The following is a 26,587-nucleotide window of genomic DNA, read 5'->3' as shown; positions in this document are numbered from 1 at the left end:
TCGCCGCGGAAGTGGCGGGCGGAGCTGTCCCGGCGGAGGCGGTGTGCCCGCCGGGGGGTGCGCACAGAAACGGCTGATCGTCCCCTTATGCCGCTCTGAGCTTCGTCCAGGCACACTGGACGTATGACGACTGGCGCCCCGATCCCGACGTACCCCACCTCCGGTGCCTCCGGCCCGCGCGCGAGCCGGCCCCGGCGTTCCCGCCTGCGGACGTTCCTGCCGCTGGGGCTCGCCGTGTGGCTGGTGCTGGAGATCTGGCTGCTGACGCTGGTCGCGGGCGCGGCCGGTGGATTCGCGGTCTTCCTGCTCCTCGTCGCCGGGTTCGTGCTCGGCTCGGTGGTCATCAAGCGCGCCGGCCGCCGCGCCTTCCGGAACCTCAACGAGACGCTCCAGCGCGGCACCGCCCCCACCCGGGGCGGGGGCAACGGCCTGATGATGCTCGGCGGTCTGCTCCTGATGATCCCTGGTGTGATCTCGGACGCGGTGGGCCTCCTTCTGCTCCTCCCGCCCGTCCAGAAGGCCATCGGCTCCTACGCCGAGCGCAAGCTGCTGGCTGCCGCGGGCACCCCGGGCTCCCTGGGCGACGCCTACCAGCAGGCCCGGATCCACCGCCCCGACGGCAAGGTCGTCCAGGGCGAGGTCATCCAGGGCGAGGTCATCCGCGACGAGCGGTAGCTCCCGCCGCCGGACGCACAACGACCGCGGGCGCCGTACGTGCATCACGTACGGCGCCCGCGGTCATTGGCGTCTGTTGCCGGCCGGCCGTCCGCTAGGCGGACTTGCGGCTGTCGCGGGGATGCACCGCAAGGTTCATCGCCCCGGACCGCAGCACGGCCAGGCGCTCCTCGAGGACCTCTTCGAGTTCCTCGCGGGTGCGCCGCTCCATCAGCATGTCCCAATGCGTACGCGCGGGCTTGGCCTTCTTCTCCTCAGGGCCGTCGCCGTCCACGAGGAGTGCAGGGGCTCCGCAGACCTTGCACTCCCACTCCGGCGGAATCTCCGCCTCGACCGAGAAGGGCATCTCGAAGCGGTGCCCCTTCTCGCATGCGTACTCCACGGCCTGGCGCGGGGCCAGGTCGATACCGCGGTCCGTCTCGTAGCTGGTCACCACGAGGCGCGTGCCGCGAAGAGCTCGCTCACTCATGAATCGTGCCTCCCGGGCTTGTCGCCCACAGGACAGGTGTCGCTGTCGTCGTCATCCGGTCAACGTCCGGTCGGCGGTAAAGATTCCCGTTCCGAGTCCCGTTCCGGGTCATGCGTCGCCGTCGTAGCCGCAGCCTTGTCAACCAGTGCAGTACCCACCGGCGCCCGGTTTGTCACATCTGAAAGGAGATGTCACCCAGCGTTTCGGCATCTTTGACGCGCAGTAACGGTACGCCTGACAGGCCAAACGCGTACACTACCGCCCTTTCGCCTTGAGTGCTAAATCTTCTCGGGCACGGGGTTGCCGGCCTCGCCGATCGCCCGCCGTACCGGGACCCGGGCGAGCAGCACGAACCCGATCACGAAGAAGGCCACCAGCGAGATGATCGCGTCCCGGTAGCTCCCGGTCAGCTGGTAGGTGATCCCGAAGAGCAGCGGGCCCAGCCAGCTCATCCCGCGGTCGCTCAGCTCGTACGCCGAGAAGTACTCGGCCTCCTTGCCCGGTGGGACCAGATGGGAGAAGAGGGAACGGGACAGCGCCTGGCTGCCGCCGAGGACCAGTCCGATCGCCGCCGCCAGGAGGAAGAAGCCCACGGGTGCGCCTTCGGGAAGGAAGTACCCGGCGCCCAGGGTGAGCGTCCACGCGATCAGCGAGCCGAGGATCGTGCGCTTCGCGCCGTACGTCCGGGCCAGGCGGCCCATGCCGAGGGCGCCCGCGACGGCCAGCACCTGGACCAGCAGGACGGCGCCGATCAGCGTCGACTGGCTGAGGCCGAGTTCCTCCGAGCCGTAGACCGAGGCCTGGGAGATCACGGTCTGGATGCCGTCGTTGTAGACGAGGTAGGCGAGGAGGAAGGCCAGGGTCAGCGGGTGGCGGCGCATGTCCCGGACCGTGGCCGCGAGCTGGCGCAACCCCGGAGCCGTCGGCGCCTCCCGTGCCGCCGGCGGGCGGTCCCGCAGCCGCAGCAGCGGGATCAGCGTGAAGCCGCCCCACCACAGACCCGCCGAGGCCAGGCAGATCCGCACGGCCGTCGACTCCGAGACGCCGAAGGAGTCGTGGGCGAGATAGAGGACCAGGTTCAGCACCAGGACCAGGGAGCCCGCCGCGTACCCGAAGGCCCAGCCGCGCGAGGAGACCGCGTCGCGTTCCTCGGGCGGGGCGATCTGGGGCAGATAGGAGTTGTAGAGCATCATCGCCACGGACTGGGCCGCGTTCGCCACGATCAGCAGCGCACCGCCGAGCAGATAGCGGTCCCCGCCCAGGAAGAACATGCCCGTGGTCGCCGCGGCCCCGGTGTACGCGGCCGCCGCCAGCAGCGGCTTCTTGCGGCCTGTGCGGTCGGCGGCCGCGCCCACCAGCGGCATCAGCAGCACGGCCACGATCACCGACAGGGACACCGAGTACGGGAAGAACGACCCCGCGCGCACCGGGATGCCCAGCGGGTGCACATACCCCTCGGGGTCTGCCGCCTCCTTGGCGACCGAGGTCAGATACGGACCCAGGAACACGGTGAGCACGCTCGTCGAGTAGACGGAGCACGCCCAGTCGTAGAAGTACCAGCCGCGCTGCTCGCGCCGCCGCCCGGCGGCCTCGTCGGACGCCGCCGTCCGCACGGTGTCGGTGCCCACCCGTGCCCTCGCTTCCCCGCTGAAGGTGCCGCGCGAGGGCGGCGAGGGTCCTCAGGCCCAGACGCCCCGGTCCTCCATGACCTTGCGCAACGTGTCGATGTGATCGGTCATGATGCCATCGACTCCCAGGTCCAGGAGCCGGTGCATCCGCTCCGGCTCGTTGATCGTCCACACGTGCACCTGAAGCCCGCGTGCGTGGGCGGCGCGTATGAAGCGGGCGTCCACGACCTGGATGCCCGACTGGGTCTCGGGAACCTGGGCGGCGACCGCCGATCGGCGCAGCGCCGCGGGCACGCCCCAGGACCGCAGCCGCAGGTTGAGCACGCCCCGGGTGCCGTACGAGGTGGCCAGGCGCGGCCCGGCCAGCCGCTGGGCGCGCACCACACGGGCCTCGGAGAACGAGCCGACGCACACCCGGTCCCAGGCGTCGGTGCGCGCGATGAGGTTGAGCAGGGGGTGGAGGGCCGGCTCGGCCTTGATGTCGACGTTCCAGCGCACCTCGGGGAACGTCTCCAGCAGTTCCTCGAAGAGCGGCACCGGCTCCTTGCCCGCCACGCGCGCGTGCCGTACGTCCGCCCACGGCAGATCGGCGATCCGGCCCGCGCCGTCGGTCACCCGGTCCAGCGTCGAGTCGTGGAAGGCGACGAGCTTGCCGTCCCGCGTGGCGTGCACGTCGGTCTCGATGTACCGGTAGCCCGCCTCGACCGCGCGCCGGAACTGCGCCATCGTGTTCTCCAGGCCGTCGGCGTCACCGCCGCGGTGCGCGAACGGGATGGGCCCGGGATGGTCGAGGTACGGGTGGCGTATCAGGGTGCTCACGGACGCAGTATCGCTCCACGGGGTGGCCCGGTGGCAACGACCGTGCTGCCGCCGGATGCCGCCCGGACGGCGAACACCCGCAGGAAGAGCTGTGCGAGCGGGCCGATCGAGACCGCGTACAGCAGCGTCCCGACGCCGATCGTGCCGCCGAGCAGGAAGCCGGTGACGACGACCGCCACCTCGATCGCGGTGCGCATCAGCCGGATCGAGCGGCCGGTACGCCGGTGCAGCCCCGTCATCAGCCCGTCGCGTGGGCCCGGTCCGAAGGCGGCGGCGATGTAGAGGCCCGTGGCCGCGCCGTTGAGCACGATGCCCGCCACCAGCAGGGGCACGCGGACGGCCAGGGAGTGCGCCCCGGGGACCAGGGCGAGCGTGCCGTCCATCGCGAGGCCGACCACGAAGACGTTGGAGACCGTGCCCAGGCCCGGGCGCTGGCGCAGCGGGATCCACAGGAGCAGCACCGCCGCGCCCACGACGATCGAGACGACCCCGATCGTCAGGCCGGTGAGTTCGGCCAGGCCCTGGTGGAGCACGTTCCATGGTTCGAGACCCAGGCCCGCCTCGACGAGAAGGGCGGAGCTGGCGCCGTAGAGCGCGAGTCCGGCGTAGAGCTGGACCAGCCGGCGTGTGAGAGGTGCCCGGGTCGGCAAGAGGTGCCCCCTGTGGTGGAAGTGGCCTGACCCGTGACACTCTGTGGCGTGGATGGAATCGTCATCCATGGCCAATTCGGGGAAGGTGGACTGGTATCCATGGCGCAGTGGACCTCCGCGGTGGGCGCCGCACAGCTCGCGCGGCTGCTCACGTCCCAGCAGGACCGCCCGGCGGGCCCCGGCACGCGCCGGCCGCCCGCCTACCGCGCCCTCGCCGACGGCGTCCGGTTGCTGGTGCTGGAGGGCCGTGTCCCGGTGGCCGCCCGGCTGCCCGCCGAACGCGAACTGGCCCTCGCCCTGTCCGTGAGCCGTACGACCGTCGCCGCCGCCTATGAGGCGCTGCGCGCGGAGGGGTTCCTGGAGTCCCGGCGCGGCGCCGGCAGCTGGACGGCCGTCCCCGCGGGCAATCCGCTCCCGGCGCGCGGCCTGGAACCCCTGCCGCCCGAGGCCCTCGGCTCGATCATCGACCTGGGCTGCGCGGCCCTGCCCGCGCCCGAACCCTGGCTCACCCGCGCCGTCCAGGGCGCGCTGGAAGAGCTGCCACCGTACGCCCACACCCACGGCGACTACCCGGCCGGACTGCCCGCGCTGCGCGCGATGATCGCCGACCGGTACACCGCGCGCGGGATCCCGACCATGCCCGAGCAGATCATGGTGACCACGGGGGCGATGGGCGCGATCGACGCCATCTGTCATCTCTTCGGCGGGCGCGGCGAGCGCATCGCCGTCGAGTCGCCCTCCTACGCCAACATCCTCCAGCTCATGCGGGAGGCGGGCGCCCGGCTGGTGCCCGTCGCGATGGCCGAGGGGCTCGCCGGGTGGGACATGGACCGCTGGCGCCAGGTACTGCGGGAGGCCGCGCCGCGGATCGCGTACGTCGTGGCCGACTTCCACAACCCGACCGGCGCGCTCGCCGACGAGGACCAGCGGCGCCGGCTGGTCGAGGCGGCCCGCTCGGCCGGGACCGTGCTGGTCGCGGACGAGACGATGAGCGAGCTGTGGCTCGACGACGACGTGGAGCTGCCCCGGCCGGTGTGCGGCTTCGACCCCGCCGGGTCGACCGTGATCACGGTCGGATCGGCGAGCAAGGCGTTCTGGGCCGGAATGCGCATCGGCTGGGTCCGGGCGGCTCCGGACGTCATCCGCAGCCTGGTCGCGGCCCGCGCCTACGCCGACCTCGGTACGCCCGTGCTGGAGCAGCTGGCGGTGAACTGGCTGTTCGGCACCGGCGGCTGGGAGCACGCCGTCGAGCTGCGCCGCAGCCAGGCCCGGGAGAACCGGGACGCGCTGGTCGCCGCCGTGCGGCGGGAGCTGCCCGACTGGGAGTTCGCCGTGCCGAAGGGCGGCCTGACGCTCTGGGTGCGGGCCGGGGGCCTGTCCGGCTCGCGGCTCGCCGAGGCGGGGGAGCGAGTCGGGGTGCGGGTGCCGTCCGGGCCCCGCTTCGGCGTCGACGGCGCCTTCGAGGGGTTCGTGCGACTGCCGTTCACCGTGGGGGGCGCGGTGGCGGAGGAGGCGGCGGCCCGGCTGGCCGCGGCGGCCCGGATCGTGGAGAGCGGCGGCACGGCGGGCGGCGAGGGGCCGCGGACGTTCGTCGCCTAAGGCGCATGTGCAAAAGGGCGGGCCGGTCCCTCGGGGACCGGCCCGCCCTTTCCCGTACCTGGCTGGCCCTAGTCGGCGACCGCCGCCTCGGCCGGTACCGGGAGCGACTCCGTCGCCGGGTCCACCGGAGCGGTCCGCGGCGGCAGCAGCTCCAGCACCGCCTGCCGCTGCGCGTCGCTCGTCGCGTCGTCGTACGGATCCGGGGTGGCAGGCACCTGGAGGCGGTGCACCGCGCCCGCGCCCAGCCGGGCGTAACCGCGTCCCGGAGGGACCTGCTCGACGGGAGTGGTGTGCGGGGGAGCCCCGAGGACGGCCGTCAGCTGACCCGCTGAGGCGGGGCCGAGCACGACACGCGCGCGCGTGTGCTGCCGTACGGCGTCGCTCAGGAGGTCCAGGCTGTCGAACTGTTCGGCCACGACCACCGTCACCGCCGCCGCGCGGCCGTGCCGGAGGGGGACCTGGAGGAGGGACTGCGGGTCCCCCCGGCCGTCCGCCTCGGCGAGGTGGGTGAAGACCGTGGGGCGGTCGAGGAGGATCCACAGGGGGCGCTTGGTGTCGTCCGGCGGCGGATGGCCCTCCTGGCGGGCCCGGTTCGCGGCGATCAGTCGGCGCTCCGTCTCGTGCGCCGCCCACTCCAAGCCCGCCACCGCCCCGGCCAGCCCGACCTCGATGCCCAGGACGCCGTCCCGGCCGGTGAGGCAGGCGTACTCGCCGGTGCCGCCGCCCTCGACGATCAGGACGTCGCCGTGCCGAAGGGCCTGGAGGGCGATGGAGCGCAGCAGGGTGGAGGTGCCGCTGCCGGGCTGGCCGACCGCCAGCAGGTGCGGCTCGGTGGAGCGGACACCGGTGCGCCAGACGACCGGCGGGACGTCGCGCTGCTCCTCGCCGTGGGTGAGGGGGAGCGTGCGCTGGACGCGTGAGGGGTCGGTGATGCCCAGGACCGTCTCACCGGGGGCGGTGACGAAGCGCTGGGCGGCGATGTCGGTGGGGAGCGGGGCGAGGACGCCGACGGTGAGTTCGTTGCCCTCCTGGTCCCAGGTGAAGAGGTACTCGCGGCCGCGTCCCGCCTTCGCGGTCAGCAACTGCTCGATCCGCGCGCGGGGACCGGCCTCGCCGTCCGGGAAGTAGGCCGGGTAGCGGATCACCAGGTCGGTGACGCGGCCCGAGCCGTCGAACTCGTAGGCCGGGAAGACCTTCTCCCACTCACCGCCGTGCGCGTACAGGGGAGAAGGGTCCTCGGCCGTCGAGAAGTACGGGACCAGGGCCTCGTACAGCGACTGGAGCCGCTGGGTCTGCGACTCGTCGGGGCCTTCGGGAACCGGTGGGGTGCGGTCCCGGCCCTGCCAGGCTGCCGCCGCCATCAGCGTGATGACGGCGAGCAGCGGACCGTACGGCACCAGGGCCACGACCAGGACAACCGAGGCCGCCAGGAACAGCAGCGGGCCGCGCTTGTCCTTGGGGGTGTCGGCCCACGTGCGCCGCCCGGCGGAGGCCAGCCGGCGCAGACCGCGGGTGATCGTGATCAGCGGGTGGAGGACGTCCGTGGCGCTGTCGGCCGCCGTCCGGGCCAGCTCCCGGCTCCGGGCGATCTGCGCGCTGCCTGTGCTCAGGATGCGGGGGAGGGGGCGCCGGGCCACTGCTGTCTCCTGAAAGTGCGTACGGAAGGGACGGACGGCGGGTCGGCCGGCGTCAGAACTTGATGCCGCCGAGGAGGCTCGCGAGACTCTCGCCGCCGGCCTTGATGCTCGGGGCGATCGCCGTGCTCGCCAGGTAGAAGCCGAAGAGCGCCGAGACGCATGCGTGCGACGCCTTGAGTCCGTCCTTGCGGAAGAACAGGAAGGCGATGACGCCGAACAGGACGACGCCTGAGATGGAAAGGATCATTGGGGATCTCCTGGTTCGTGGGGACAGTCACCATGAGTACTTCCAGGATCACAGGATGTATCCATACGATAAAAGGTGCAACTGGGTGAAATTCAGCTGATTTCCACCAGGTGGCGTAAGGTCTGCTGGGCCGCCTGAGCAGGAGAATTGCGTCGAACGGGTCTCTTCGTGATCTTTGCCTCGGAGGGCACCGGCCATGTGCGCGACGAGCCAGTACCCTGGCGATTCACCTGAACGGTTGAAGCGAGAGGCGGTCCAGGCCGATGACTGAAGCCCCCGACCCCGAGGTCGTGGAGCTGGCGACCAAGATCTTCGATCTGGCCCGGCAGGGCCGGACCGAGGAGCTCGTGGGCTACGTCGACGCGGGCGTTCCGGCCAACCTCACCAACGATCGCGGTGACTCGCTCGTGATGCTCGCCGCCTACCACGGCCATGCCGACGCGGTCCGGGCCCTGCTGGCCCGCGGCGCCGAGGCCGACCGGATCAACGACCGGGGCCAGACCCCGCTCGCCGGGGCCGCCTTCAAGGGCGAGACCGAGGTGATCAAGGTCCTGCTGGAAGCCGGAGCCGATCCTTCCGCGGGCACTCCCTCGGCCGTCGACACGGCCCGGATGTTCGCCAGGACCGAGCTGCTCGACCTGTTCGGCACGCACTGAGCCGACGGTCCCGGGCAGCTGACAAGCAGGTGCCGACCAGGTAAATCAACGACCACGGGGGAGGCGGTACAAGGCCGCCGGAAATTTCGGTCGCGGCAGGCAGAACAGCCGGGTCATCATGACGACGTGATTCACGGACGCGATGGCTGGGCAGGTGTTGCCGCACCGCGCGGGCCGTGATGCGGTCCGCATGGGCCACCGACGAGAGGCAGAGGAAGATGGTCTACAGCAAGCAGGAAACGGCGGGCGCCCCGACGTGTTGTCACGCGGCCAGGTAGTGCACGTCCCCGGTTGCGTCGACGCTTGATGTGAGGCTGTTTCCCATGTTCGATCCGGTCATAGCGCCCAGCGGTACGCTGCTCGGCCTCCTCCAGAGGGGTCGCGGCGACGGCACGCTGCACGCGCTCACCGCACCGCGCGCCGAAGCGCTCGCGGCGCTGAATCACTGTGTGCTGCGGGATCCCCGCCACGACTGGCAGGTGGAGAACCGCTCGCTCTACTACGCCCGGCTCTACCTCGACCTGGGCGGCGACCTCGACGAGATCGAGGCGCACCTCTTCGACGTCGAGGACGTCTTCGACACCGAGGAGTCACGCACGGGCCTCGCCCTGGCCGTCCTCGGCCATCTCGCCTCCTATGGCAGGCGGGACGCCCTCGACCTGCTGCGCAGGTACGCGGCCTCGGGCGCCAACTGGGCCTGGGCCCTGGACGAACTCGCGCTGCGCGACGACGACGCGGGCCTGCGTGCCCTCGCCGTCCCGGTGCTCGCCCGGTTCGCGACGGACGCCGAGGGCGAGTCCGAACTGGCCGCCGCCGTACGCGACGCCTTCGAGCCACGGCCCTGGCGGCTGTGGGCCGAGGATCCCCGCGAACACATCTCCACGCGCGTGCGTGCCGCACAGGAAGCCGGCTGCTTCGACCGCTGGCAACGGCAGATGAGTCCCGGCGGACCCCGCCCCGGCTGGAGCGTGAGCGCGGTCCTCGAATGGGCCCAGCAGGGCGTCGAGCGCGGCGCCGCGCTCCATGTGCCGGCCGCCCGCTGCCTGATCGCCGTGGCCGGCCCGGAGGACCGCCCGGAGATCGTGCGGGCCGCCCAGGACGGCACCGAGGGAGCCCGGTGCACCGCCCTGCGCTACCTCGCCGACTGCAACGATCCCGAGGCCCTCCCCCTGATCGAGCGGGCCGTGGCAACCGGCAGCACGGCCGTTGTGGAGGCCGCCGTCGACGCCTTCGAGCGCATGCGCAGCCTCGCCGCCATCGACCGGGCCCGCGGCTGGGCCCGCCGGCCCGACTCCCTCGGCGCCGCCGCCGGACGCGTGCTCGCCTGCCGGGGCGGCACCCGGGACAGTGACCTCGTCCTCGGCGCCCTGCGCGAGGCCGTGCGCGGCGAGGGCTGCGACGCACCCACCCTGTGGACCCTCGTCGACGGCGCCGGGCGCCTCGGTATCGTCTGCGCCGCACCCGTACTGCGCCACATCTACCGCGAGACGGCCTCGTCCCATCTGCGCGGCCGCTGCGCCCGCGCCCTCGCCGCCACCGACCCCTCCTTCCCCACCGGCTTCGCCGTCGAATGCCTCTGGGACTGCGAGGAGGCCACCCGTGAGGTCGCCGCCCGGCACGCCGAGACCGGCGACGCCCGGGTCGTCGAACGCCTGCGCCGGCTCGCCGCCGACCCCGCCGAGGAGGCGGAGGTACAGACGGCCGTACGGAGCCGGATCGGACCGGACGCGGCCTCCGCCATGTGACAGCCGTACATCGGCGCGATGTGATCGCCGGACGCCGGACTCGAGCGTTCACCGGGCACGAGTGTGCCCGCTGGGTGAACGCGGGGTGACTCGCAGGTCAGACGCGCATGGATGCCGTCTGACCTGCTCGGGTGCGCAGCGCAACGCTCATGGGACGTTCGGCGTTCGGAAAGATCCACTTTGACGCGGGCACGTCCAGCACGGCGACAACACCGGTATGCGTGTCGTCATCGTGACCGAATCCTTTCCCCCCGACGTGAACGGCGTGGCCCACTGCGCGCTCCAGACCGCCCGGCACCTCGTAGATCGCGGTCACTCCCCGCTCGTCGTCGCACCGGCCACCGCGGCCGGTACCGGGCCGGACGCCCTCGCGCCGTGCCCCGTCGTCCGTGTCCCCTCCCTCCCGCTCCCGGGCTACCCCCAGGTCCGCGTCGCCCTCCCCAGCCGACGTGTCGCCGCGGCCATCGTCGAGCACCAGGCCGACATCGTGCACCTGGCCAGCCCCTTCATCCTCGGCGTACGCGGTATGGCCGCCGCCGCCCGGCTCGGCATCCCGGCCGTAGCCGTCTACCAGACCGACCTGGCCGGATACGCCCGCACCTATGTGCACGCGGGCGAGGCCGCCGCCTGGCGGCGGATACGGTCCGTCCACGCCGCCGCCGACCTCACCCTCGCGCCCTCCAGCGCCGCCCTGCACGACCTGGAGACGCACCGTGTGCCCCGGGTGAAGCTGTGGCAGCGCGGAGTGGACACCGAGCGCTTCCGCCCCGACCGCCGCGACGAGGCCCTGCGCCGCGAACTCGCCCCGAACGGTGAACTGATCGTCGGCTACGTCGGCCGCCTCGCCCCCGAGAAGCAGGTCGAGCTGCTGGCCGGCGCCTGCGAGCTGCCCGGCGTGCGGGTCGTGGTGGTGGGCGACGGGCCCAGCCAGGCGAATCTGACCGAGGCCCTCCCCGGCGCGGTCTTCCTCGGCCGGCGCACCGGCGACGACCTCGCCCGGATCTTCGCCTCACTGGACGTCTTCGTGCACACGGGTCCCTTCGAGACGTTCTGCCAGACCGTGCAGGAGGCCATGGCCAGCGGGGTGCCGGTCGTCGCGCCCGCCGCCGGCGGCCCCCTGGACCTGGTCGCGCACGGCCGCACCGGCCTGCTCGTCCCGCCGCGCGACGCCGACGCGGTACGCGACGCGGTGGCCTCCCTGGCCGCCGACCCCGCGCTGCGGACGGCGTACGGGACCTCCGGACGCGCCACCGTCGAGGGTCGCACCTGGGCCGCCGTCGGCGACCAGCTCCTCGGCCACTACGCGGACGTGCTCTCCGCACGCCGGCCGGTGGTGGCGGCGTGAGCGCGGGGCGGATCTCGACAGGTGCCGGGGCGCCCGGCGCGCCCGGTGCGAGAGGCGAGGGGCTGCGGATCGTCCGGCTCGCCAACTTCGTGGCCCCCGCCTCCGGCGGGCTGCGCACCGCGCTGCGCGAGCTGGGCAAGGGCTACCGGGCGGCGGGCCACGAGTCGGTCCTGATCGTGCCGGGCGAGCGCGTGAGCGACCGGGAGACCGAGCAGGGCCGGGTGATCACCCTGCCCGGACCGCTGCTGCCGGGCACCGGCGGGTACCGCGTCCTCACCGACAAGCGGCGCGTCGCCCGGCTGCTGGAGGACCTCGCGCCGGACCGCCTCGAGGTCTCCGACCGTACGACCCTGCGGTGGACCGGCAGATGGGCGCGGCGGGCGCGGGTGCCCGCGGTGATGGTCTCCCACGAGACCGCCGACGGCGTGCTGCGCACCTGGGGCATGCCGGAAGCGGCCGCCCGGCGGGCCGCCGACGCGCTCAACATCCGTACGGCGCACACGTACGCGCGCGTGGTGTGCACGACTGAGTTCGCCGAACGGGAGTTCGTGCGGATCGGCGCCCGCAACGTGGTGCGGGCACCGCTCGGCGTCGACCTCGTCGAACGGCACCCCTCGCTGTACGACGCCGGGCTGCGGGCCCGCCATGCGCGCGAGGACGAGGTGCTGCTGGTGACGTGCACCCGGCTGTCCGTGGAGAAGCGGCCCGCGACGGCGCTGGACGCCCTGGAGGCGCTGGTGCGGCGGGGCGTGCGGGCGAAGCTGGTGGTCGCCGGGGACGGGCCGCTGCGCGCCCGGCTCGAACAGCGGGCACGGGAGCGGGCGCTGCCGGTGACCTTCCTCGGACACGTCGCCGACCGGGGATCGCTGGGCGCGCTCCAGGCCTGTGCCGACGTCTGCGTGGCCCCGGGGCCCGCCGAGACGTTCGGCCTCGCCGCCCTGGAGGCGATGGCCTGCGGCACACCGGTGGTCGTGAGCGCCTCGTCCGCCCTGCCCGAGGTCATCGGGGCGGCCGGGGCTGTCGCCGTCGACCGCGGGGAGGCGTTCGCGGACGCGGTGGAGAGCCTGCTGGCGCGTCCGGAGACGGACCGGCGCGAGGGCGCACGCGCGCGTGCGGAGTGCTTCGGGTGGGGGACGGCGGTGGAGGCGTTCCTGGCGGCGCACGATGCGACGGTGCCGGAGCGTTGTGACGTGGGCGGTGCGACGGGACGGGAGCGTTCTGACGTGAGCGGTGCGACGGGTCCGGTTCGTCCTGACGCGGGCGGTGCGACGGGTCCGGTTCGTCCTGACGCGGGCGGTGCGACGGGGCCGGTTCGTCCCGACGCGGGCGACGCGACGGGGCCGGTTCGTCCCGACGCGGGCGACGCGACGGTGGCGTCCCGTCCTGACGCGGGCGACGCGACGGGACCGGTCCGTCCCGACGTGCACGGAGTGACGATGCCGGTCCGTCCCTTCGTCTCCGGAGGGCTCGGATGAGACCCGTACGGTTCGTCGCGCTCGGGGACTCGCTCACCGAAGGCGTGGGCGATCCCGTGGGGGACGGGTGGCGCGGCTGGGCCGCGCTGCTCGCCGGCGGGCTCGCCGAGAAGTCCGTGGAGTTCACCAACCTCGCGGTGAGCGGCGCGCAGACGCGGGACGTGCTGGAACGGCAGCTCCCGGCCGGGCTGGAGCTGCGGCCCGACGTCGCCGCCGTGGTCGTCGGTGTCAACGACACCCTGCGCTGCACCTTCGACATACACGCCGTGGCCACCCGGCTCGACGCGGTGTACAGCGCGTTCACCGAGCGGGGCGCGGTCCTGCTCACCGCGTGTCTGCCCGATCCCGGCGCGATGCTCGGGCTGCCGGGGGCGCTCGCCCGTCCGTTGGCCCGGCGGCAGCGCGCGGTCAACGCGGTCGTCCACGCGCTGTCCGACCGGTACGGGGCGGTCCATCTGCACGCCTCCGAGGGTGCCTGGCTCACCGACCGGGCGATGTGGAGCGCGGACCGGCTGCACCCCGGCGAGCGGGGGCACCGGCAGTTGGCCGTGCGGTTCCACGCGCAGCTGGCGGAGGCGGGCCTCGCCACCGGGACCGCGCCCTCGTCCGAGCCGGAGTTCCCGGTGCCCACCAAGTCGGCGAGCCTGTGGTGGCTGGCGACCGCGGGCACCGGCTGGGTGGCCAGGCGCTGCACCGACCTGCTGCCGCAGCTGCTCACCCTGGCCGTCGACGAGATGCGGCACCGCGCCCGCGGCACGAGTGCCCGGCTCGATGTGCGGGCCGCCGCCGCGGTGTCCGCGGCGCTGGCCGCGCTCTCGGTGGGGGAGCGGCAGCCGGACGCCGCCTAAACGGTATCCGGGCGTCAGCGGTGCCGGTGCCGGGCCTCAGAGGTGGCGGTGCAGTGCCGTTGCCGGGCGTCAGCGTCGGCGTACCGCCACGAAGCGGACCGGAGTGCCAGGTACCGCCTGGGCGGTGGGCGCGAGGTCGGCCGGGCGGACGACCCCGATCACCGGGTAGCCCCCGGTGGTCGGGTGGTCGGCCAGGAAGACGACCGGTCGGCCGTCGGGCGGTACCTGGACGGCGCCCAGGACCATGCCCTCGCTCGCCAGCTCCCCGGTCCGGGCCCGTTCCAGGGCGGGCCCCTCCGTGCGCAGCCCGATGCGGTTGCTCGCCGGGGACACGCGGTACGCGTGCGAGGTGAAGGCGTGGACCGCCGCCGCGGTGAACCAGTCGTCGCGCGGGCCGAGGGTGACCCGCAGGACGAGTTCGGCCGGGGGAGCCGGCTGCGGGGCGACGTCCACGCGCGTGTGCCCGGTGGGTTCGAGCCCCAGGGGCAGGACCGCGCCGTTCGTCAGGGGCATCGGGCCGAGGCCCGAGAGCAGGTCGGTGGAACGGCTGCCGAGGACCGGTTCGACGAGGACCCCGCCGCCCACGGCGACGTACGCGCGCAGCCCGGAGACGGCGGTTCCGACGTCCAGCACCGCCCCCGCCGGCACCCGCACGGGTGCGCCCCAGGGGGCCGGGCGGCCGTCCACCCGGACCGGGCAGGGCGCTCCGGCGACCGCCACCGTCACATCGCAGCGCGGCCTGAGGGCACAGCCGGTGAAGGTGGTCTCCAGGACCGCCGCGCCCGGCGGATTGCCGACCAGCCGGTTCACGAGGGCCGCCGCGGGGGCGTCCAGCGCGCCGGAGCGGGGCACGCCGAGGTGGGCGTGGCCCGGACGCCCCCGGTCCTGCACCGTGGTCAGGGCCCCGGCGCGGACGACGAAGAGCGCACGGTCGCTCATGCGGCACCCACCCGTCCTTTCCCGCCCTCAGGGCCAGCGGCGCCCGGCGTCGGGACGAACCGCACCCGCGTGCCCGGCGACAGCAGCGCGGCCGGCACGCGCGTGTGGTCCCACAACACCGCGTCCGTGGTGCCGATCAGCTGCCAGCCGCCCGGCGAGGAACGCGGGTACACACCGGTGTACGGCCCCGCCAGCGCCACCGCGCCGGCCGGCACGGAGGTGCGCGGCGTGGCCCGGCGCGGAACGTCGTAGCGCGCGGGCAGGCCGGTGAGATAGCCGAAGCCGGGTGCGAAACCGCAGAAGGCGACCCGGAACTCGGTGCCCGCGTGCACGCGGGCCACCTCCTCCGCGGAGACACCCCAGTGCGCGGCGACGTCGGCCAGGTCGGGGCCGTCGTAGCGCACCGGCAGTTCGATCACCTCACCCGCCTGCGCCGGGGCGGGCGGGATCTCGGCCGTGGTCAGTTCAAAAACCCAACGGACGGGGTCGACGAGACCGTCCAGCAGGACCGTGCGGGCCGCCGGGACGATCTCACGGACGGCCAGCACACCCGCCGCACGGCGGCGCAGCAGCTCCGCGTGCAGCGCCTCGGCCTCCGCGCCCGACGTCACCTCGACGAGCAGGGCGTCGTCGCCGACGGGCAGGACGCGCCTGCTCATGCGAACGCCTCCAGCCGTACGCCGGACTCCTCCAGCCGACGCCGGACCCGGCGCGCCAGTTCCACCGCGCCGGGCGTGTCGCCGTGCAGGCACAGGGAACGCGCGCGTACCTCGATGGACGACCCCGCGCGGGAGACGACCGTGCCGGAGCGGGCCAGGCGTACCGACCGCTCCACGACGGTGTCCGGGTCGGTGACCACGGCGCCGTCCTCGGAGCGCGGCACCAGCGTGCCCCGCTCGGTGTACGCGCGGTCCGCGAACGCCTCCGGGACGGCCTCCAGTCCCGCCTCGCCGGCCAGCGCCAGCAGCCGTGAACCGGGCAGCCCCAGCACGGGCAGCGCGGCGTCGGCGAGGAGCACCCCGTCGATCACCGCGGCGGCCTGCTGTTCGTCGTGCACCACCCGGTTGTAGAGCGCGCCGTGCGGCTTGACGTACGCCACGCGCGCGCCCGCCGCCCGGGCGAAGATCTCCAGGGCGCCGATCTGGTACGCCACCTCGGCGGCCAGTTCGGCGGGCGGCACGTCCATCGCGCGCCGCCCGAACCCCGCCAGGTCCCGGTAGGAGACCTGCGCGCCGATCGTCACGCCCCGCTCGGCCGCCAGATCGCACACCCGGCGCATGGTGGCCGGGTCCCCGGCGTGGAACCCGCAGGCCACGTTGGCGCTCGTCACGACGGACAGCAGCTGCTCGTCGTCGGTGAGCCGCCAGCGGCCGAAGCCCTCGCCGAGGTCGGCGTTCAGATCGATGGTGCTCATAGAATCCAAGTGTCTCCTGATCAGGCCACGCGGTACTGCTCGTCGCGGGCGTCGGTGAGGAACATCTGTCCCGGGGCGTGGGTGAGGGCGAACGGCGGGCGCGAGGCCGCCACCGCGGCCTGCGGGGTCACACCGCAGGCCCAGAACACCGGGATGTCGTCCGGCTCGGCGTCCACCGGGTCGCCGAAGTCGGGCCGGCCGAGGTCGTCGATGCCCAGCCCCGACGGATCGCCGCAGTGCACGGGGCTGCCGTGCACCGCCGGGAGCAGACTGCTCTCCCGGATGGCGGCCGCCAGATGCTCCGGCGGCACCGGCCGCATGGAGACCACCATCGGCCCCCGCAGCCGTCCCGCCGGACGGCACTGACGGTTCGTCACGTACATCGGGACGTTGCGGCCCTGCTCGACATGGCGGATCGGGACACCCGCCCCGGACAGGGCCCACTCGAAGGTGAAGCTGCATCCGATCAGGAACGACACGAGGTCCGCGCGCCAGTACGCGCGCACGTCGGTCGGCTCGTCCACCAGCTCGCCGTGCTCCCACACCCGGTAGCGCGGCAGATCGGTGCGCAGGTCAGCGCCCCCGGCCAGCACGGTCGTCCAGGAACCGGCGTCCGTGACGTCGAGCACCGGACACGGCTTCGGGTTGCGCTGGCAGAACAGGAGCATGTCGTACGCCCAGTCCGCGGGCACCGAGATCAGGTTGACCTGGGTGTGGCCGGCGGCGACCCCGGCCGTGGGGCCCGCGAGGCCCTCCCGGAAGCGGGTCCGGGCGGCCGCGGGGCTCCACGCGTGCGCGTGCCCGTCGACGAGGGTCAGGGGACGGTCTTCGGTCGAGGCCGGACGGTTCACTCGAGTTCCTTCCCGCGCGTCTCCGGCAGCCCCAGCAGCGCCAGGGCGGCGATGGCGTAGCCGATCGCGCCGAAGACCAGCGCGCCGCCCACACCCCAGCTGTCGGCCAGGAAACCGACCGTGGTGGGGAAGACGGCGCCCACGGCGCGGCCGGTGTTGTACGTGAAGCCCTGTCCGGTGCCGCGCACGGCCGTCGGGTACAGCTCGCTCAGGAAGGACCCGAAGCCGCTGAAGATCGCCGACATGCAGAACCCGAGCGGGAAGCCGAGCACCAGCAGCAGGGTGTTGGCACCGTCCGGGATGTTCGCGTACGCCAGGATGCAGAGGGCCGACAGCAGGGCGAACAGCCAGATGTTGCGGCGCCGGCCCAGCCGGTCGGTGAGATGGCCGCCGGTCAGGTAGCCGAGGAACGCGCCCGAGATCAGGAACGTCAGATAGCCGCCGGTGCCGACCACGGACAGGCCGCGTTCCGACTTCAGGTACGTGGGCACCCAGGTCGCCAGGGTGTAGTAGCCGCCCTGGACACCCGTGGACAGGAGCGCGGCGAAGAAGGTCGTACGCAGCAGCCGGCCCTTGAAGATCGCCAGGAACGAGCCCTTGCCGGCGTGCTGCTCGCGCGCGGCGGCGGCTTCCGGGGCGTCCTTCACCCGGCGCCGCATCCACACCACGAGCAGCGCGGGCAGGGCGCCCGTCCAGAACATCACGCGCCAGGCCACGTCGTCGCCGAACACCGAGAAGACCAGCGTGTACACGATCGCCGCCAGGCCCCAGCCGACGGCCCAGGAACTCTGGACCGCGCCCAGGGTGCGGCCCCGGTGCTTCGCGCTCGCGTACTCGGCGACCAGGATCGCGCCGACCGCCCACTCGCCGCCGAAGCCGAGCCCCTGGAGGGCCCGGAAGACCAGCAAGGTCTCGTAGTTCGGCGCGAAGCCGCAGGCGACGGTGAACACGGCGTACGTGATCACCGTGATCATCAGGGCCCTGACCCGGCCGATCCGGTCCGCCAGCACGCCCGCGACGGCGCCGCCGATCGCCGAGACGACCAGGGTGACGGTGGTGAACAGGCCGGTCTGGCCGCTGTCCAGGCCGAAGTACGCGGCCAGCGCGACCATGCTCAGCGGCAGGGTGAAGTAGTCGTAGGAGTCGAGGGCGTAGCCGCCGAAGGCGCCGGCGAAGGCGCGGCGCCCGCGCGGGCCCAGAGCCCGCAGCCAGGCGAACGCCCCGTCGTCGGGGAGGCGCTCGGCGGAGGCGGACGAGGAGGCGGAGGCGGACGCGGACGCGGGGTGTGGGGCTGTGGTGGGGGGCTGCGGTGGAGGGGTCGTGCTCATGGGGCACCTCGCAGAGGGATGACGAAGGGTGCTGGGACTGAGCCGTGCCGTGCCGTGCGGGAGCGGGGGCGCCGCGGTGGGGACGGGGCGGTGCCTGATTCAGCAAGGTAGGGGATCGTTGAACGATCCTTCAATACCCGTGTTGTTTCGTTCTCGTGTCTGCGATTGAATTCCGGGCATGGCAGAGCAGCTGGCGGGACTGGCCGACGACCGCGCCCTCCTGGGCCGCACCAGCACGGCCGAACGGGTTTCGGACATCCTCAGGAGCCGGATCGCCGAGGGCTACTTCCCGCCCGGGACTCGGCTGTCGGAGGACAGCATCGGTGGGGCGCTCGGCGTCTCCCGCAACACGCTCCGCGAGGCGTTCCGGCTGCTCACGCACGAGCGCCTGCTCGTCCACGAGCTGAACCGGGGCGTCTTCGTCCGGGTCCTGACCATCGAGGACGTCCAGGACATCTACCGCACGCGCACGCTCGTCGAATGCGCCGTCGTACGGGGCCTCGGGGAGTCGCCGTACGCGCTCGACGGGCTCGCCGAGGCCGTCGAGGAGGGGCTGCGGGCGGCGCGCGAAGGTGACTGGAAATCGCTGGGCACGGCCAACATCCACTTCCACCGGGCACTGGTCGCCCTGGCGGGAAGTGATCGCACCGACGAGCTGATGCGCAGCGTCTTCGCCGAGCTGCGCCTCGCCTTCCACGTCGTCGACGATCCGCGGCGGCTGCACGAGCCCTACCTGGCCCGCAACCGGCAGATCCTCCAGGCGCTCGAGGCGGGCGACAAGGCGGAGGCCGAGCGGCTGCTGAGCGTCTACCTGAGCGATTCGCTGGAGCGGGTGGTGGAGGTGTACCGGCGCAGGGTCGGCGACGACGTCACCGGCGGCTGAGACCCCTCCCGTCCGGGCCGGTCGCGTCGTGCCGGCCGAGCAGGTCCTGTCCTGCTGCCGGGGCCCGGCCCTGTCGTGCCTTCCTGACGGTGGTCGCAACTCCGGTCGTTTGGGTCGATGTCAGACCGAGGACCTAGTCTGTGCACCGTGACTTCGCCTGCATCGACGGACCGTGTTCCGCCCCGGCTCAGCGCGGGGCCGCGCCCAGCTCCGGGCCCGGCCGCCGACGAGGGGCTGGCGCGGCGGCTGCGCGCGCTCGCCTGCACGGCACCCATCCACGACCTCGACGCGCGCAAGGCCAACCTCGCCGGCGAGTACTCGGTGTACGGCATGGCGGAGATCGCCCTCGCCGCCATCGACCTGGTCACGCTCAACATGGACTTCGACACCGGCGCCGACCACGACCAGATCGTCGCCCGGCTCATCCCGCGCATCGCCGCGCAGGCGCCCGGCCGGCCCGTCGCCGAGCACGAGCGGGTGGCCCGCTGGGTCCTGGAGAACCTGATCAACGTCGGCAGCGTCGACCGCGGCTTTCGCGCGATGTACGGCACCTTCGCGGCGGACGGCACCTATGTGCGCCGCGACTACGACTTCAAGCTGGTCGAGGAGGTCCCCGGCCGCGACGGCGTGGTCTACCTCCGCACGACCGACGAGGCGGTCAACGTCCTCGTCGGCGCCCTCGACACGGACGTCACCAGCGCGCAGATCGCCGCCGAGGTCAAGCTGGAGGTCCTCATCCGGCGCGGGCGCCTCGCCGACGCCCAGCTCGCCGCCGAACAGGCCCGCTACCGGACCGTGCAGTACTCCGAGACCCTCCGCAGGGCCCTGGAGGCCACCCGCCGCAACGTCCGCGCGGTGGACTGGCTCAACGCCGTCCCCGACATGATCGCCGAGGCCCTCGACCACGTGGCCGACCGCTACCGCCACGAGAACGCGATCCTCACCAACATCCGCAAGGCCCGCGACGAGATCGAGGACGCCGACAACAAGCGCCGCGCCGCCGAACTCGTCGACATCGTCAAGGACTGCATCCGCCGCCACACCCAGCTCCAGTCCCGCCTCCTGGAGGCCGGCCCGCTGTTCCGCGCCGAGCAGGACCGCCAGGCCTTCGCCACACCGATGACGTCCTCGGGGATCGACCTCTACGGCCATCTCGTCGCACCCGTCCTGCCGTTGCCGCTGGAGCAGGCGGCGCGGGTCACCGGAGCGTTCTTCGCCCGCGGGACCGGCCTGCGCACACCGGCCGCCGTGCGGATCGGCGACCTGGTCGACCTGTTGCTGACCCCGCCCGTGGAGCGCGAGCACCTCGGCGCGGAGATGCCCGAGCCCGACCTCATCGCGACCCCGGACGACAGCCGTTTCAGCGAGGAGCAGCTGGCGACGGCCAAGGATCTGCTCGACCTGCCGGCGGACGCGCCGCGCCGGCTGTCGGGGCTGCTGGAGGAGGCCAGGGCCACCGGCGACGCCGATCTCGCGTACCTGGTCGCACTGCTGGCCGTGCACGCCGCGAGCCCGGCCGTGGGCACCGCCTACCGGCAGGGCGAGGAGAAGCTGCTGTTCGCCGTGGACGACGGGACAGACCTGGACGACCCCGAGTTCGGCGGCGCCGACCTCATAGTCGGCACCGCCCTGCTCGACGCCGCGGGGATGGCGGCGGACCGTTCGGAGGCGGCGTGATGCCCGTGCCGACGGGCGGCCGCGCAGGCGGCGCGGTCGGTCCCGCCCACGCGGCGGAGCCGTATACCGGCACAGCCCGCGCCCCATGGGGAGTCGTCCCGGCCCCGGAATCCGAGAAACGCAAGGAGTCGCAGTCGTGAGCGAGCAGGTCGAGTGGAGTGAGCCGGACGGCGGCCCGCCGCCTGCGTCCGCCGCCGTCACCCCCGCCGACGCCGCCGACGCGGCCCGGCTCGTCGCCTTCGGGCTCCAGCCCAAGCTCCAGCCCGCCCGCGACCAGGAGTACGCCGAGCTGCTGCGCCGCCACCGCGAGGACCCGGCGTTCGCCCGGCTCGCCGACGCGATCGCCGCCGGGCTCGGACTCGTCGTGCTGGAGGTGTCCCCGCGCGCGGGCATGGCCGTGACCGCCGCCGAGGACTCGGTGTTCGCCGTACGGATGGGCGACTACGCGCGTCGTACGTCCGCCGACGGCGGCGACCGCTTCCTGCACGGCCTCGCCCATCTCGCCGTCGCCGCGATGGCGTTCCCGCGCCCCGAGGACCTCGCCGACGACGGCTACATCGGACGAGTCAGCGTCAACGGCGTCGACGCCTTCGTCCGGCAGGCCTGCCGCCGGCTGGAGGAGCGGGCCGAGCAACAGGGCGAGAACACCGACCCGGCCACCGACGCGCCCGGCCTGGAGGCCGCCTGGCGGATCTGGGCCAGACGCAGCGCCGCCGGCGCCACCAAAGACGCCCGCAGACTCGCCGGCTCGACGACCGGCATCGTCGGCAAGGCCGTCGCCTTCCTCACCGACTCCGGCTTCCTCCAGCGCACCGGCGACGACAACGGCGGCACGTACCGCACCACGGCGCGCTACCAGCTCCAGGTACGGGACATGGCGGGCAGCGCCGCCCTGGCCGAACTGCTCGAGCTGGGCGTCGTCCCGGTCACCGGCGGCACCCCGACACTGCTGCCCCCCGAGGAGACCGACGACCTGGACCTGGTGGCCGACGCCGGTCTGCCGTTCCACTCCTGAGGCCCCTCGGCCACCGCAGCCCCCCACCCCCCGATCTGCCGAAGACTTACGAGAGTCCGCCATGTACGAGCTGTCCCGGGTCCGCCTCTACTCCATCGGTCCCGCCGGTGCGCGCTACGCCGACACCGTGCTTGACCTGCGGGGCGTCGGCGACGTCGTGCCCGACCCCGCCCCCATGCAGGCGGAGTTCTTCGAGGAGGAGCCGGTCGGCCCGCCGCGTCGGCCCGCGCCCGCCGGCGTGCTCTTCCTGGAGAACGGCGGCGGCAAGTCCGTACTCCTGAAGCTGATCTTCTCCGTGATGCTGCCCGGCCACCGCAACACCCTCGGTGGCGCCAGCTCGGGCGTGCTGCGCAAGTTCCTGCTCGCCGACGACTGCGGACACGTGGCGCTGGAGTGGCAGCACGTGCTCACCGGCGAGTGCGTCGTCGTCGGCAAGGCCAGCGAGTGGCGCGGCCGACAGGTGTCCAACGACCCGCGGAAGTTCGCGGAGGCCTGGTACTCCTTCCGGCCCGGGCCCGGGCTGAGCCTGGACAACCTGCCCGTCGCCGAGTCCACCGCCGTCCGCCCGCCCGTCGAGGGCGCCTCCGGGGCGCAGGGGCGCCGGCGCACGATGAAGGGGTTCCGGGACGCCCTCACCGAGGCGGGGAAGGCGTACCCGCACCTGGAGGTGCACTGGGAGGAGATCCACGACCGGTGGATCGAGCACCTCGGCGAGCTGGGCCTCGACCCCGAACTCTTCCGCTACCAGCGGGAGATGAACGCGGACGAGGGCGAGGCCGCCGGCCTCTTCGCGGTCAAGAAGGACTCCGACTTCACCGACCTGCTGCTGCGGGCGGTCACCGACACCCGGGACACCGACGGACTCGCCGACCTCGTCGGCGGCTTCGGCAACAAGCTGGGCCGGCGCGCCGAGCTGATCGCCGAACGGGACTTCACCGCCGGGTCGGTGGACCTGCTCGGCCGGATCGTCGAGGCCGCCGAGACCCGCGCACGCGCGCGTGACGTCCACGCGGGCGCCGAGCGCCGTACGCGCACCCTCGCCCGCCGGCTCTCCGCCCGGGCCGGGCAGGAACGCGCGCGGGCCACCGACCTCGCCCAGCGGGTCACGGCCGCCGCCTACGCCGTCACGCACTCCGAGGGCGCGCGCGAGCGCAGCGCGCTGATCGCCGCCGAACTCGCCTTCCGGCACGCCTCGCTGGCGCTCGCCGCCGCCGAGAAGTCCGCCGCCGCCCAGAAGCGCGAACTCGCCGACGCGCGCACCCTGCACTCCGCCTGGCAGGCCGCCGAGGCCGTACTGCGCCACCGCGCCGCCGCCGACCGGGTCGCCCGCGTGTCCGCCGCCATCCAGGAGGCCGAGCGGGACGCCGCCCCGGCCCTCGCCGCCCGCGCCAGGGCCGCCGTCGACCTCGTGCGCGCCCTGCACGCCGCCGCCGAGAGCGCCGAGACCCTCGCCAACGAGGAGGAGGAGCGCTCCGCCGCCCTCCAGGAGGCCGGCGAGACCGCGTACCGGGACTCCACGTCCGCCGCGACCGAGGCACAGCGCGCCCGCAGCGAGATCGGGCACCTGCGCCAGCGCCTCGCCGAGGTCGAGCAGGAGACAGCCGAGGCCGTCCGCGCGGGCTGGCTGGACGACAGCGCGCCCGACGCCGACCCCGCGCGCGCCGCCCTCGCCGCCAGCGACGCCGAGAAGACCGCCGTGGCCGCCTGGGACACCGCCCGCGAGGTGTCGCGGCGGGCCTCGGAGCACGCGCGCGAGGCCGCCTCCGCCGAGTCCCGCGCCGAGCTGACCGCGGCCCGCGCGGCGGACGCGGCGACGGCGGCGCACCGCTCGTACGACGCCGAGCACCGGCTCGCCGAAGCCCTCGCCGGCGAGGAGCGGCTCGCGGAGCTGCTCGGTCTGACCACCGCCGTCCCGCGCGGGCCGATCCCGCAGCCCCGGCAGGACGGCGAGTCGGTCGAGGCCCTGCTCACCCCGGAGGACCTCGACCGCTGCGCGGACGAACTGCGCGCACTCCTCGACGACGCCGTCTCCTCCGCCGAACGCCAGCTCTTCGACCTGCGCACGGCCGCCGCCGACGACTCCCGCATCCTCGGCGCACTCGGCGACGGCGGACTGCTCCCGCCCGGCCCGGACGTGCTGGCCACCGTCGAGTTCCTCGGCGAGCACGGCATCCCCGCCCTGCCCGGCTGGCGCTACCTCGCCCAGGCCGTCGACCCCACCGACCACGCGCGTGTGCTCGCCGCCCGCCCCGAGCTGGTCGACGGCGTGATCATCACCGACCCCGCCTCGCACGCACGCGCGCGTGAAGCGCTCGGCGAGGCCGCGCTGCTGCCGCGCTCGGCCGTGGCCGTCGGCACCGCCGCGGCCCTGCTCGCCCCGACCCCGGCCGCCGACGCCCGGAGCGGCCCCTACGCCGACGTGTTCCTCGTCCCGCCGAACCCGGCCATGCACGACGAGCACGCCGCCGACGAGGAACGGCAGGCGCTGCGCGCGCGGGCGACCGAGCGGGACGAGGACATCCGCCGGCTCGCGGCGCGCCTCGGCAAGGACCGCGAGCTGGCCGCACGGCTGGCATCCTGGCGCACCGGCTGCCCGGCGGGGCGGCTCGCCGAACTGGCGCGGGCCGCCGAGGACGCACGCGCGTTCGCCGAGGAGTCCGAGGCCGAACTGGCCGAGGCACGGACCGTGCGCGCGGAGGCCGACGAGACCGCCGCCGAGGCCGCGCAGGTGCGCGACGAGAAGCAGGAGACCGCCCAGAAGGCCCGGCGCGCCGCCGACGCCCTCGCCGGGCTCGCCTTCCGGCTGCGCGAGCGGGCGGGCTGGCAGGTCAAGCTGCGCGAACTCGCCGACGAGGCCGCCGAGTCGGAAGCCCGCGCCCAGACCTGCCTGGAGCGCGCCCGCGCCGCCGACGAGGACCGCCGCGCCGCCCAGCGCGCCGCCGACGACACCCGCCGCACCGCGCGTGCGCTGCGCGCCGAGCGCGCCGAGATCGCCGGCGCCCCCGACGACGTACCGGAGGCGGACGCCGACGCGCCCAGGCCGTCGCTGCCCGCACTCCGCGAGGCCTACCGGGCCGCCTCCCAGCTGTACGAGAAGGTCGGCGTCGGCGCCGACCTGAGGGCCGAGCAGGCGCGCGCGGAGAGCGACGAGAGCGCCGCCCGCGCCGAACTGGACCGGCTCAGCAACAAGGTCCGCACGCGCGCCGAGCAGTTGCTCCAGTCGCCCGACGGCTCGGACGGACCCTCGCGGCAGGCCGCCGCCGCCCGCGCGGAGGAGCTGGTCCAGCTCCTGGAGACCCGGGTGTCCACCGCCAGCGAACAGCTCGGGCGGCTGCGCGGCGAGGCCGAGCGGCACGCCCCCGAGGACGGCGAGGCCCACACCGAGCTGTCCGAAGAGCTCCAGCCGCGCGACGCCGAGCACGCCCAGGCCCTGCTGCGCACCGCGACGACCGAACTCGCCTCCCGCACCGAGGCGTTGGCCCAGGCCCGCGAGGCGCACGCCGAACTCCTCGACGCCCACCGCGCCGCGGAGGACGCGGCGGGCGGCTTCGACGAGATCGCCGCGATGCTCCGCGACCTGCTGCGCGAGCACGTCTCCGAGGAGGAGCAGGAGACCCCGGAGCCCTACCCCGGCACCCTGGAGGAGGCCCGCGGGTCGGCCGCCGAGGCCCGCCGCTCGCTGCGCGGCTGCGCCGCCGACCTGTCCGCCGCCGAGTCCGCCGTACGCGAGGCGAGTGACGTGCTCGTCCGGCACGCCAACTCCACGCGCTACGAGCAGGTCCGCACCCCCGCCCGGCAGCAGATCCGGGAGCTGCCCGCCTCCGCACTGCCCGAGCACGCGCAGAAGTGGGCGGACGCGTTCGCGCCTCGACTGCGGGTGCTCACCGACGAGTTGGCCCAGCTGGAACGCAACCGCGACTCGATCGTGGACCGGCTGCGAGGGCTCGTCGAGTCCGCGCTCGCGACCCTCCGCTCGGCCCAGCGGCTCTCCCGGCTGCCGGAGGGCCTCGGCGAGTGGTCCGGCCAGGAGTTCCTGCGGATCCGCTTCGAGGAGCCCGACCAGGCCACCCTCACCGAGCGGCTCGGCGAGGTCATCGACGAGGCGACCCGGGCGGCCGTCAAGAAGAACTCCGACCTGCGGCGCGACGGCATGTCCCTGCTGCTGCGCGGGGTCGGGGCCGCGCTCCAGCCCAAGGGCATCGCCGTCGAGATCCTCAAGCCGGACGCCGTGCTGCGCGCCGAGCGCGTGCCCGTCGGGCAGATGGGCGACGTCTTCTCCGGCGGGCAGCTGCTCACCGCCGCCATCGCCCTGTACTGCACGATGGCCGCCCTGCGGTCGAACGACCGGGGGCGGGACAAGCACCGGTACGCCGGCACGCTGTTCCTCGACAACCCCATCGGCCGCGCCAACGCGACGTATCTGCTGGAACTCCAGCGGGCCGTGTCGGACGCGCTCGGCGTGCAGCTCCTGTACACCACCGGCCTGTTCGACACGACGGCGCTCGCCGAGTTCCCGCTGGTCATCCGGCTGCGCAACGACGCCGACCTCAGGGCCGGGCTGAAGTACATCAGCGTCGAGGAACACCTCCGCCCGGGACTGCCTCAGCAGCCCCAGGCGGGGGAGGCGGTGCGCAGCGAGATCACGGCGACCCGGATGTTCAAACGACCGGCGGCTGCCACGCCGTAG

General features: G+C 73.9%; 21 protein-coding genes and 1 pseudogene. 11 read left to right on the top strand and 11 right to left on the bottom strand.

Features of this window, described 5'->3' with window-relative positions:
* Nucleotides 1–123 precede the first annotated feature (123 nt).
* Nucleotides 124–675: an FxsA family membrane protein gene (fxsA, locus tag ACZ6D7_RS18815; RefSeq protein ID WP_469491643.1), complete on the top strand. Its 552-nt coding sequence runs from the start codon at nucleotides 124–126 to the stop codon at nucleotides 673–675.
* 94 nt (nucleotides 676–769) lie between these two features.
* On the opposite strand, the gene ACZ6D7_RS18810 is transcribed toward fxsA, so the two are convergent.
* From ACZ6D7_RS18810 to yczE, 4 genes are all read right to left on the bottom strand, one after another.
* Complete coding sequence (locus tag ACZ6D7_RS18810; RefSeq protein ID WP_020128921.1) at nucleotides 770–1,144, bottom strand: RNA polymerase-binding protein RbpA; 375 nt, start codon at nucleotides 1,142–1,144, stop codon at nucleotides 770–772.
* A gap of 278 nt (nucleotides 1,145–1,422) precedes the next feature.
* A complete protein-coding gene (locus ACZ6D7_RS18805) occupies nucleotides 1,423–2,772 on the bottom strand; it encodes an MFS transporter (RefSeq protein WP_469491642.1) in 1,350 nt (449 codons plus the stop codon).
* Between the two features lie 51 nt (nucleotides 2,773–2,823).
* Entirely contained in the window at nucleotides 2,824–3,591 is a 768-nt protein-coding gene (locus ACZ6D7_RS18800; protein ID WP_469491640.1) for a glycerophosphodiester phosphodiesterase, read from the bottom strand.
* The gene (yczE, locus tag ACZ6D7_RS18795) at nucleotides 3,588–4,241 is read right to left on the bottom strand and encodes a membrane protein YczE (RefSeq protein ID WP_469491638.1); all 654 of its coding nucleotides are present in this window, start codon (nucleotides 4,239–4,241) and stop codon (nucleotides 3,588–3,590) included. Before yczE ends, ACZ6D7_RS18800 begins: the two co-directional genes overlap by 4 nt.
* 99 nt (nucleotides 4,242–4,340) lie before the next feature.
* Between yczE and ACZ6D7_RS18790 the strand changes: the two genes are divergently transcribed.
* Nucleotides 4,341–5,840 carry an SCO1417 family PLP biosynthesis transcription factor gene (locus ACZ6D7_RS18790; protein ID WP_469491636.1) on the top strand — a complete coding sequence of 500 codons (1,500 nt, stop codon included), beginning with the start codon at nucleotides 4,341–4,343 and terminating at the stop codon, nucleotides 5,838–5,840.
* A 68-nt stretch (nucleotides 5,841–5,908) separates the two neighbouring features.
* On the opposite strand, the gene ACZ6D7_RS18785 is transcribed toward ACZ6D7_RS18790, so the two are convergent.
* Entirely contained in the window at nucleotides 5,909–7,477 is a 1,569-nt protein-coding gene (locus ACZ6D7_RS18785) for a hypothetical protein (RefSeq protein WP_469491634.1), read from the bottom strand.
* A 52-nt stretch (nucleotides 7,478–7,529) separates the two neighbouring features.
* On the bottom strand, nucleotides 7,530–7,724 hold the full coding sequence (locus ACZ6D7_RS18780) for a hypothetical protein (protein WP_469491633.1): 195 nt from the start codon (nucleotides 7,722–7,724) through the stop codon (nucleotides 7,530–7,532).
* Nucleotides 7,725–7,987: 263 nt separating this feature from the next.
* On the opposite strand from ACZ6D7_RS18780, the gene ACZ6D7_RS18775 reads away from it, so the two are divergent.
* The 5 genes and pseudogenes from ACZ6D7_RS18775 to ACZ6D7_RS18755 all read left to right on the top strand — a co-directional run bounded on the left by ACZ6D7_RS18775 (nucleotide 7,988) and on the right by ACZ6D7_RS18755 (nucleotide 13,793).
* Nucleotides 7,988–8,380 (top strand): ankyrin repeat domain-containing protein, encoded by a 393-nt coding sequence (locus ACZ6D7_RS18775; protein WP_469491631.1) that lies wholly within the window; start codon nucleotides 7,988–7,990, stop codon nucleotides 8,378–8,380.
* 323 nt (nucleotides 8,381–8,703) lie between these two features.
* Complete coding sequence (locus ACZ6D7_RS18770; RefSeq protein ID WP_469491629.1) at nucleotides 8,704–10,125, top strand: HEAT repeat domain-containing protein; 1,422 nt, start codon at nucleotides 8,704–8,706, stop codon at nucleotides 10,123–10,125.
* Between the two features lie 217 nt (nucleotides 10,126–10,342).
* Nucleotides 10,343–11,470: a glycosyltransferase family 4 protein gene (locus ACZ6D7_RS18765; RefSeq protein ID WP_469491627.1), complete on the top strand. Its 1,128-nt coding sequence runs from the start codon at nucleotides 10,343–10,345 to the stop codon at nucleotides 11,468–11,470.
* Between the two features lie 11 nt (nucleotides 11,471–11,481).
* A pseudogene (locus ACZ6D7_RS18760) lies at nucleotides 11,482–12,654 on the top strand (glycosyltransferase); the annotation flags it as partial.
* 287 nt (nucleotides 12,655–12,941) lie between these two features.
* Entirely contained in the window at nucleotides 12,942–13,793 is an 852-nt protein-coding gene (locus ACZ6D7_RS18755; protein ID WP_469491625.1) for an SGNH/GDSL hydrolase family protein, read from the top strand.
* 69 nt (nucleotides 13,794–13,862) lie between these two features.
* On the opposite strand, the gene ACZ6D7_RS18750 is transcribed toward ACZ6D7_RS18755, so the two are convergent.
* The 5 genes from ACZ6D7_RS18750 to ACZ6D7_RS18730 are packed head-to-tail and all read right to left on the bottom strand — an operon-like array spanning nucleotide 13,863 to nucleotide 18,325.
* A complete protein-coding gene (locus ACZ6D7_RS18750; protein ID WP_469491623.1) occupies nucleotides 13,863–14,732 on the bottom strand; it encodes a 5-oxoprolinase subunit C family protein in 870 nt (289 codons plus the stop codon).
* Entirely contained in the window at nucleotides 14,729–15,391 is a 663-nt protein-coding gene (locus ACZ6D7_RS18745) for a 5-oxoprolinase subunit B family protein (RefSeq protein ID WP_469491621.1), read from the bottom strand. The genes ACZ6D7_RS18750 and ACZ6D7_RS18745 overlap by 4 nt, the downstream gene beginning before the upstream one ends.
* Nucleotides 15,388–16,146 carry a LamB/YcsF family protein gene (locus ACZ6D7_RS18740; RefSeq protein ID WP_469491619.1) on the bottom strand — a complete coding sequence of 253 codons (759 nt, stop codon included), beginning with the start codon at nucleotides 16,144–16,146 and terminating at the stop codon, nucleotides 15,388–15,390. The genes ACZ6D7_RS18745 and ACZ6D7_RS18740 overlap by 4 nt, the downstream gene beginning before the upstream one ends.
* Before the next feature lie 20 nt (nucleotides 16,147–16,166).
* On the bottom strand, nucleotides 16,167–16,997 hold the full coding sequence (locus ACZ6D7_RS18735) for a putative hydro-lyase (protein WP_469491617.1): 831 nt from the start codon (nucleotides 16,995–16,997) through the stop codon (nucleotides 16,167–16,169).
* Nucleotides 16,994–18,325, bottom strand: coding sequence for an MFS transporter (locus tag ACZ6D7_RS18730; protein WP_469491616.1), 1,332 nt, complete (start codon nucleotides 18,323–18,325; stop codon nucleotides 16,994–16,996). Before ACZ6D7_RS18730 ends, ACZ6D7_RS18735 begins: the two co-directional genes overlap by 4 nt.
* Nucleotides 18,326–18,503: 178 nt before the next feature.
* Here ACZ6D7_RS18730 and ACZ6D7_RS18725 point away from each other — a divergent pair, with 178 nt between their 5' ends.
* The 4 genes from ACZ6D7_RS18725 to ACZ6D7_RS18710 all read left to right on the top strand — a co-directional run bounded on the left by ACZ6D7_RS18725 (nucleotide 18,504) and on the right by ACZ6D7_RS18710 (nucleotide 26,587).
* Nucleotides 18,504–19,208, top strand: coding sequence for a GntR family transcriptional regulator (locus ACZ6D7_RS18725; protein ID WP_469491614.1), 705 nt, complete (start codon nucleotides 18,504–18,506; stop codon nucleotides 19,206–19,208).
* A gap of 147 nt (nucleotides 19,209–19,355) precedes the next feature.
* A complete protein-coding gene (locus tag ACZ6D7_RS18720) occupies nucleotides 19,356–20,885 on the top strand; it encodes a hypothetical protein (protein ID WP_469491612.1) in 1,530 nt (509 codons plus the stop codon).
* A gap of 136 nt (nucleotides 20,886–21,021) precedes the next feature.
* Entirely contained in the window at nucleotides 21,022–21,900 is an 879-nt protein-coding gene (locus ACZ6D7_RS18715; protein ID WP_469491610.1) for a hypothetical protein, read from the top strand.
* 61 nt (nucleotides 21,901–21,961) lie between these two features.
* Nucleotides 21,962–26,587: a coiled-coil domain-containing protein gene (locus ACZ6D7_RS18710; protein WP_469491608.1), complete on the top strand. Its 4,626-nt coding sequence runs from the start codon at nucleotides 21,962–21,964 to the stop codon at nucleotides 26,585–26,587.

It is taken from the genome of Streptomyces sp. NPDC041784 (assembly GCF_055591025.1).
This window is presented reverse-complemented; position numbering and strand designations above follow the sequence as displayed.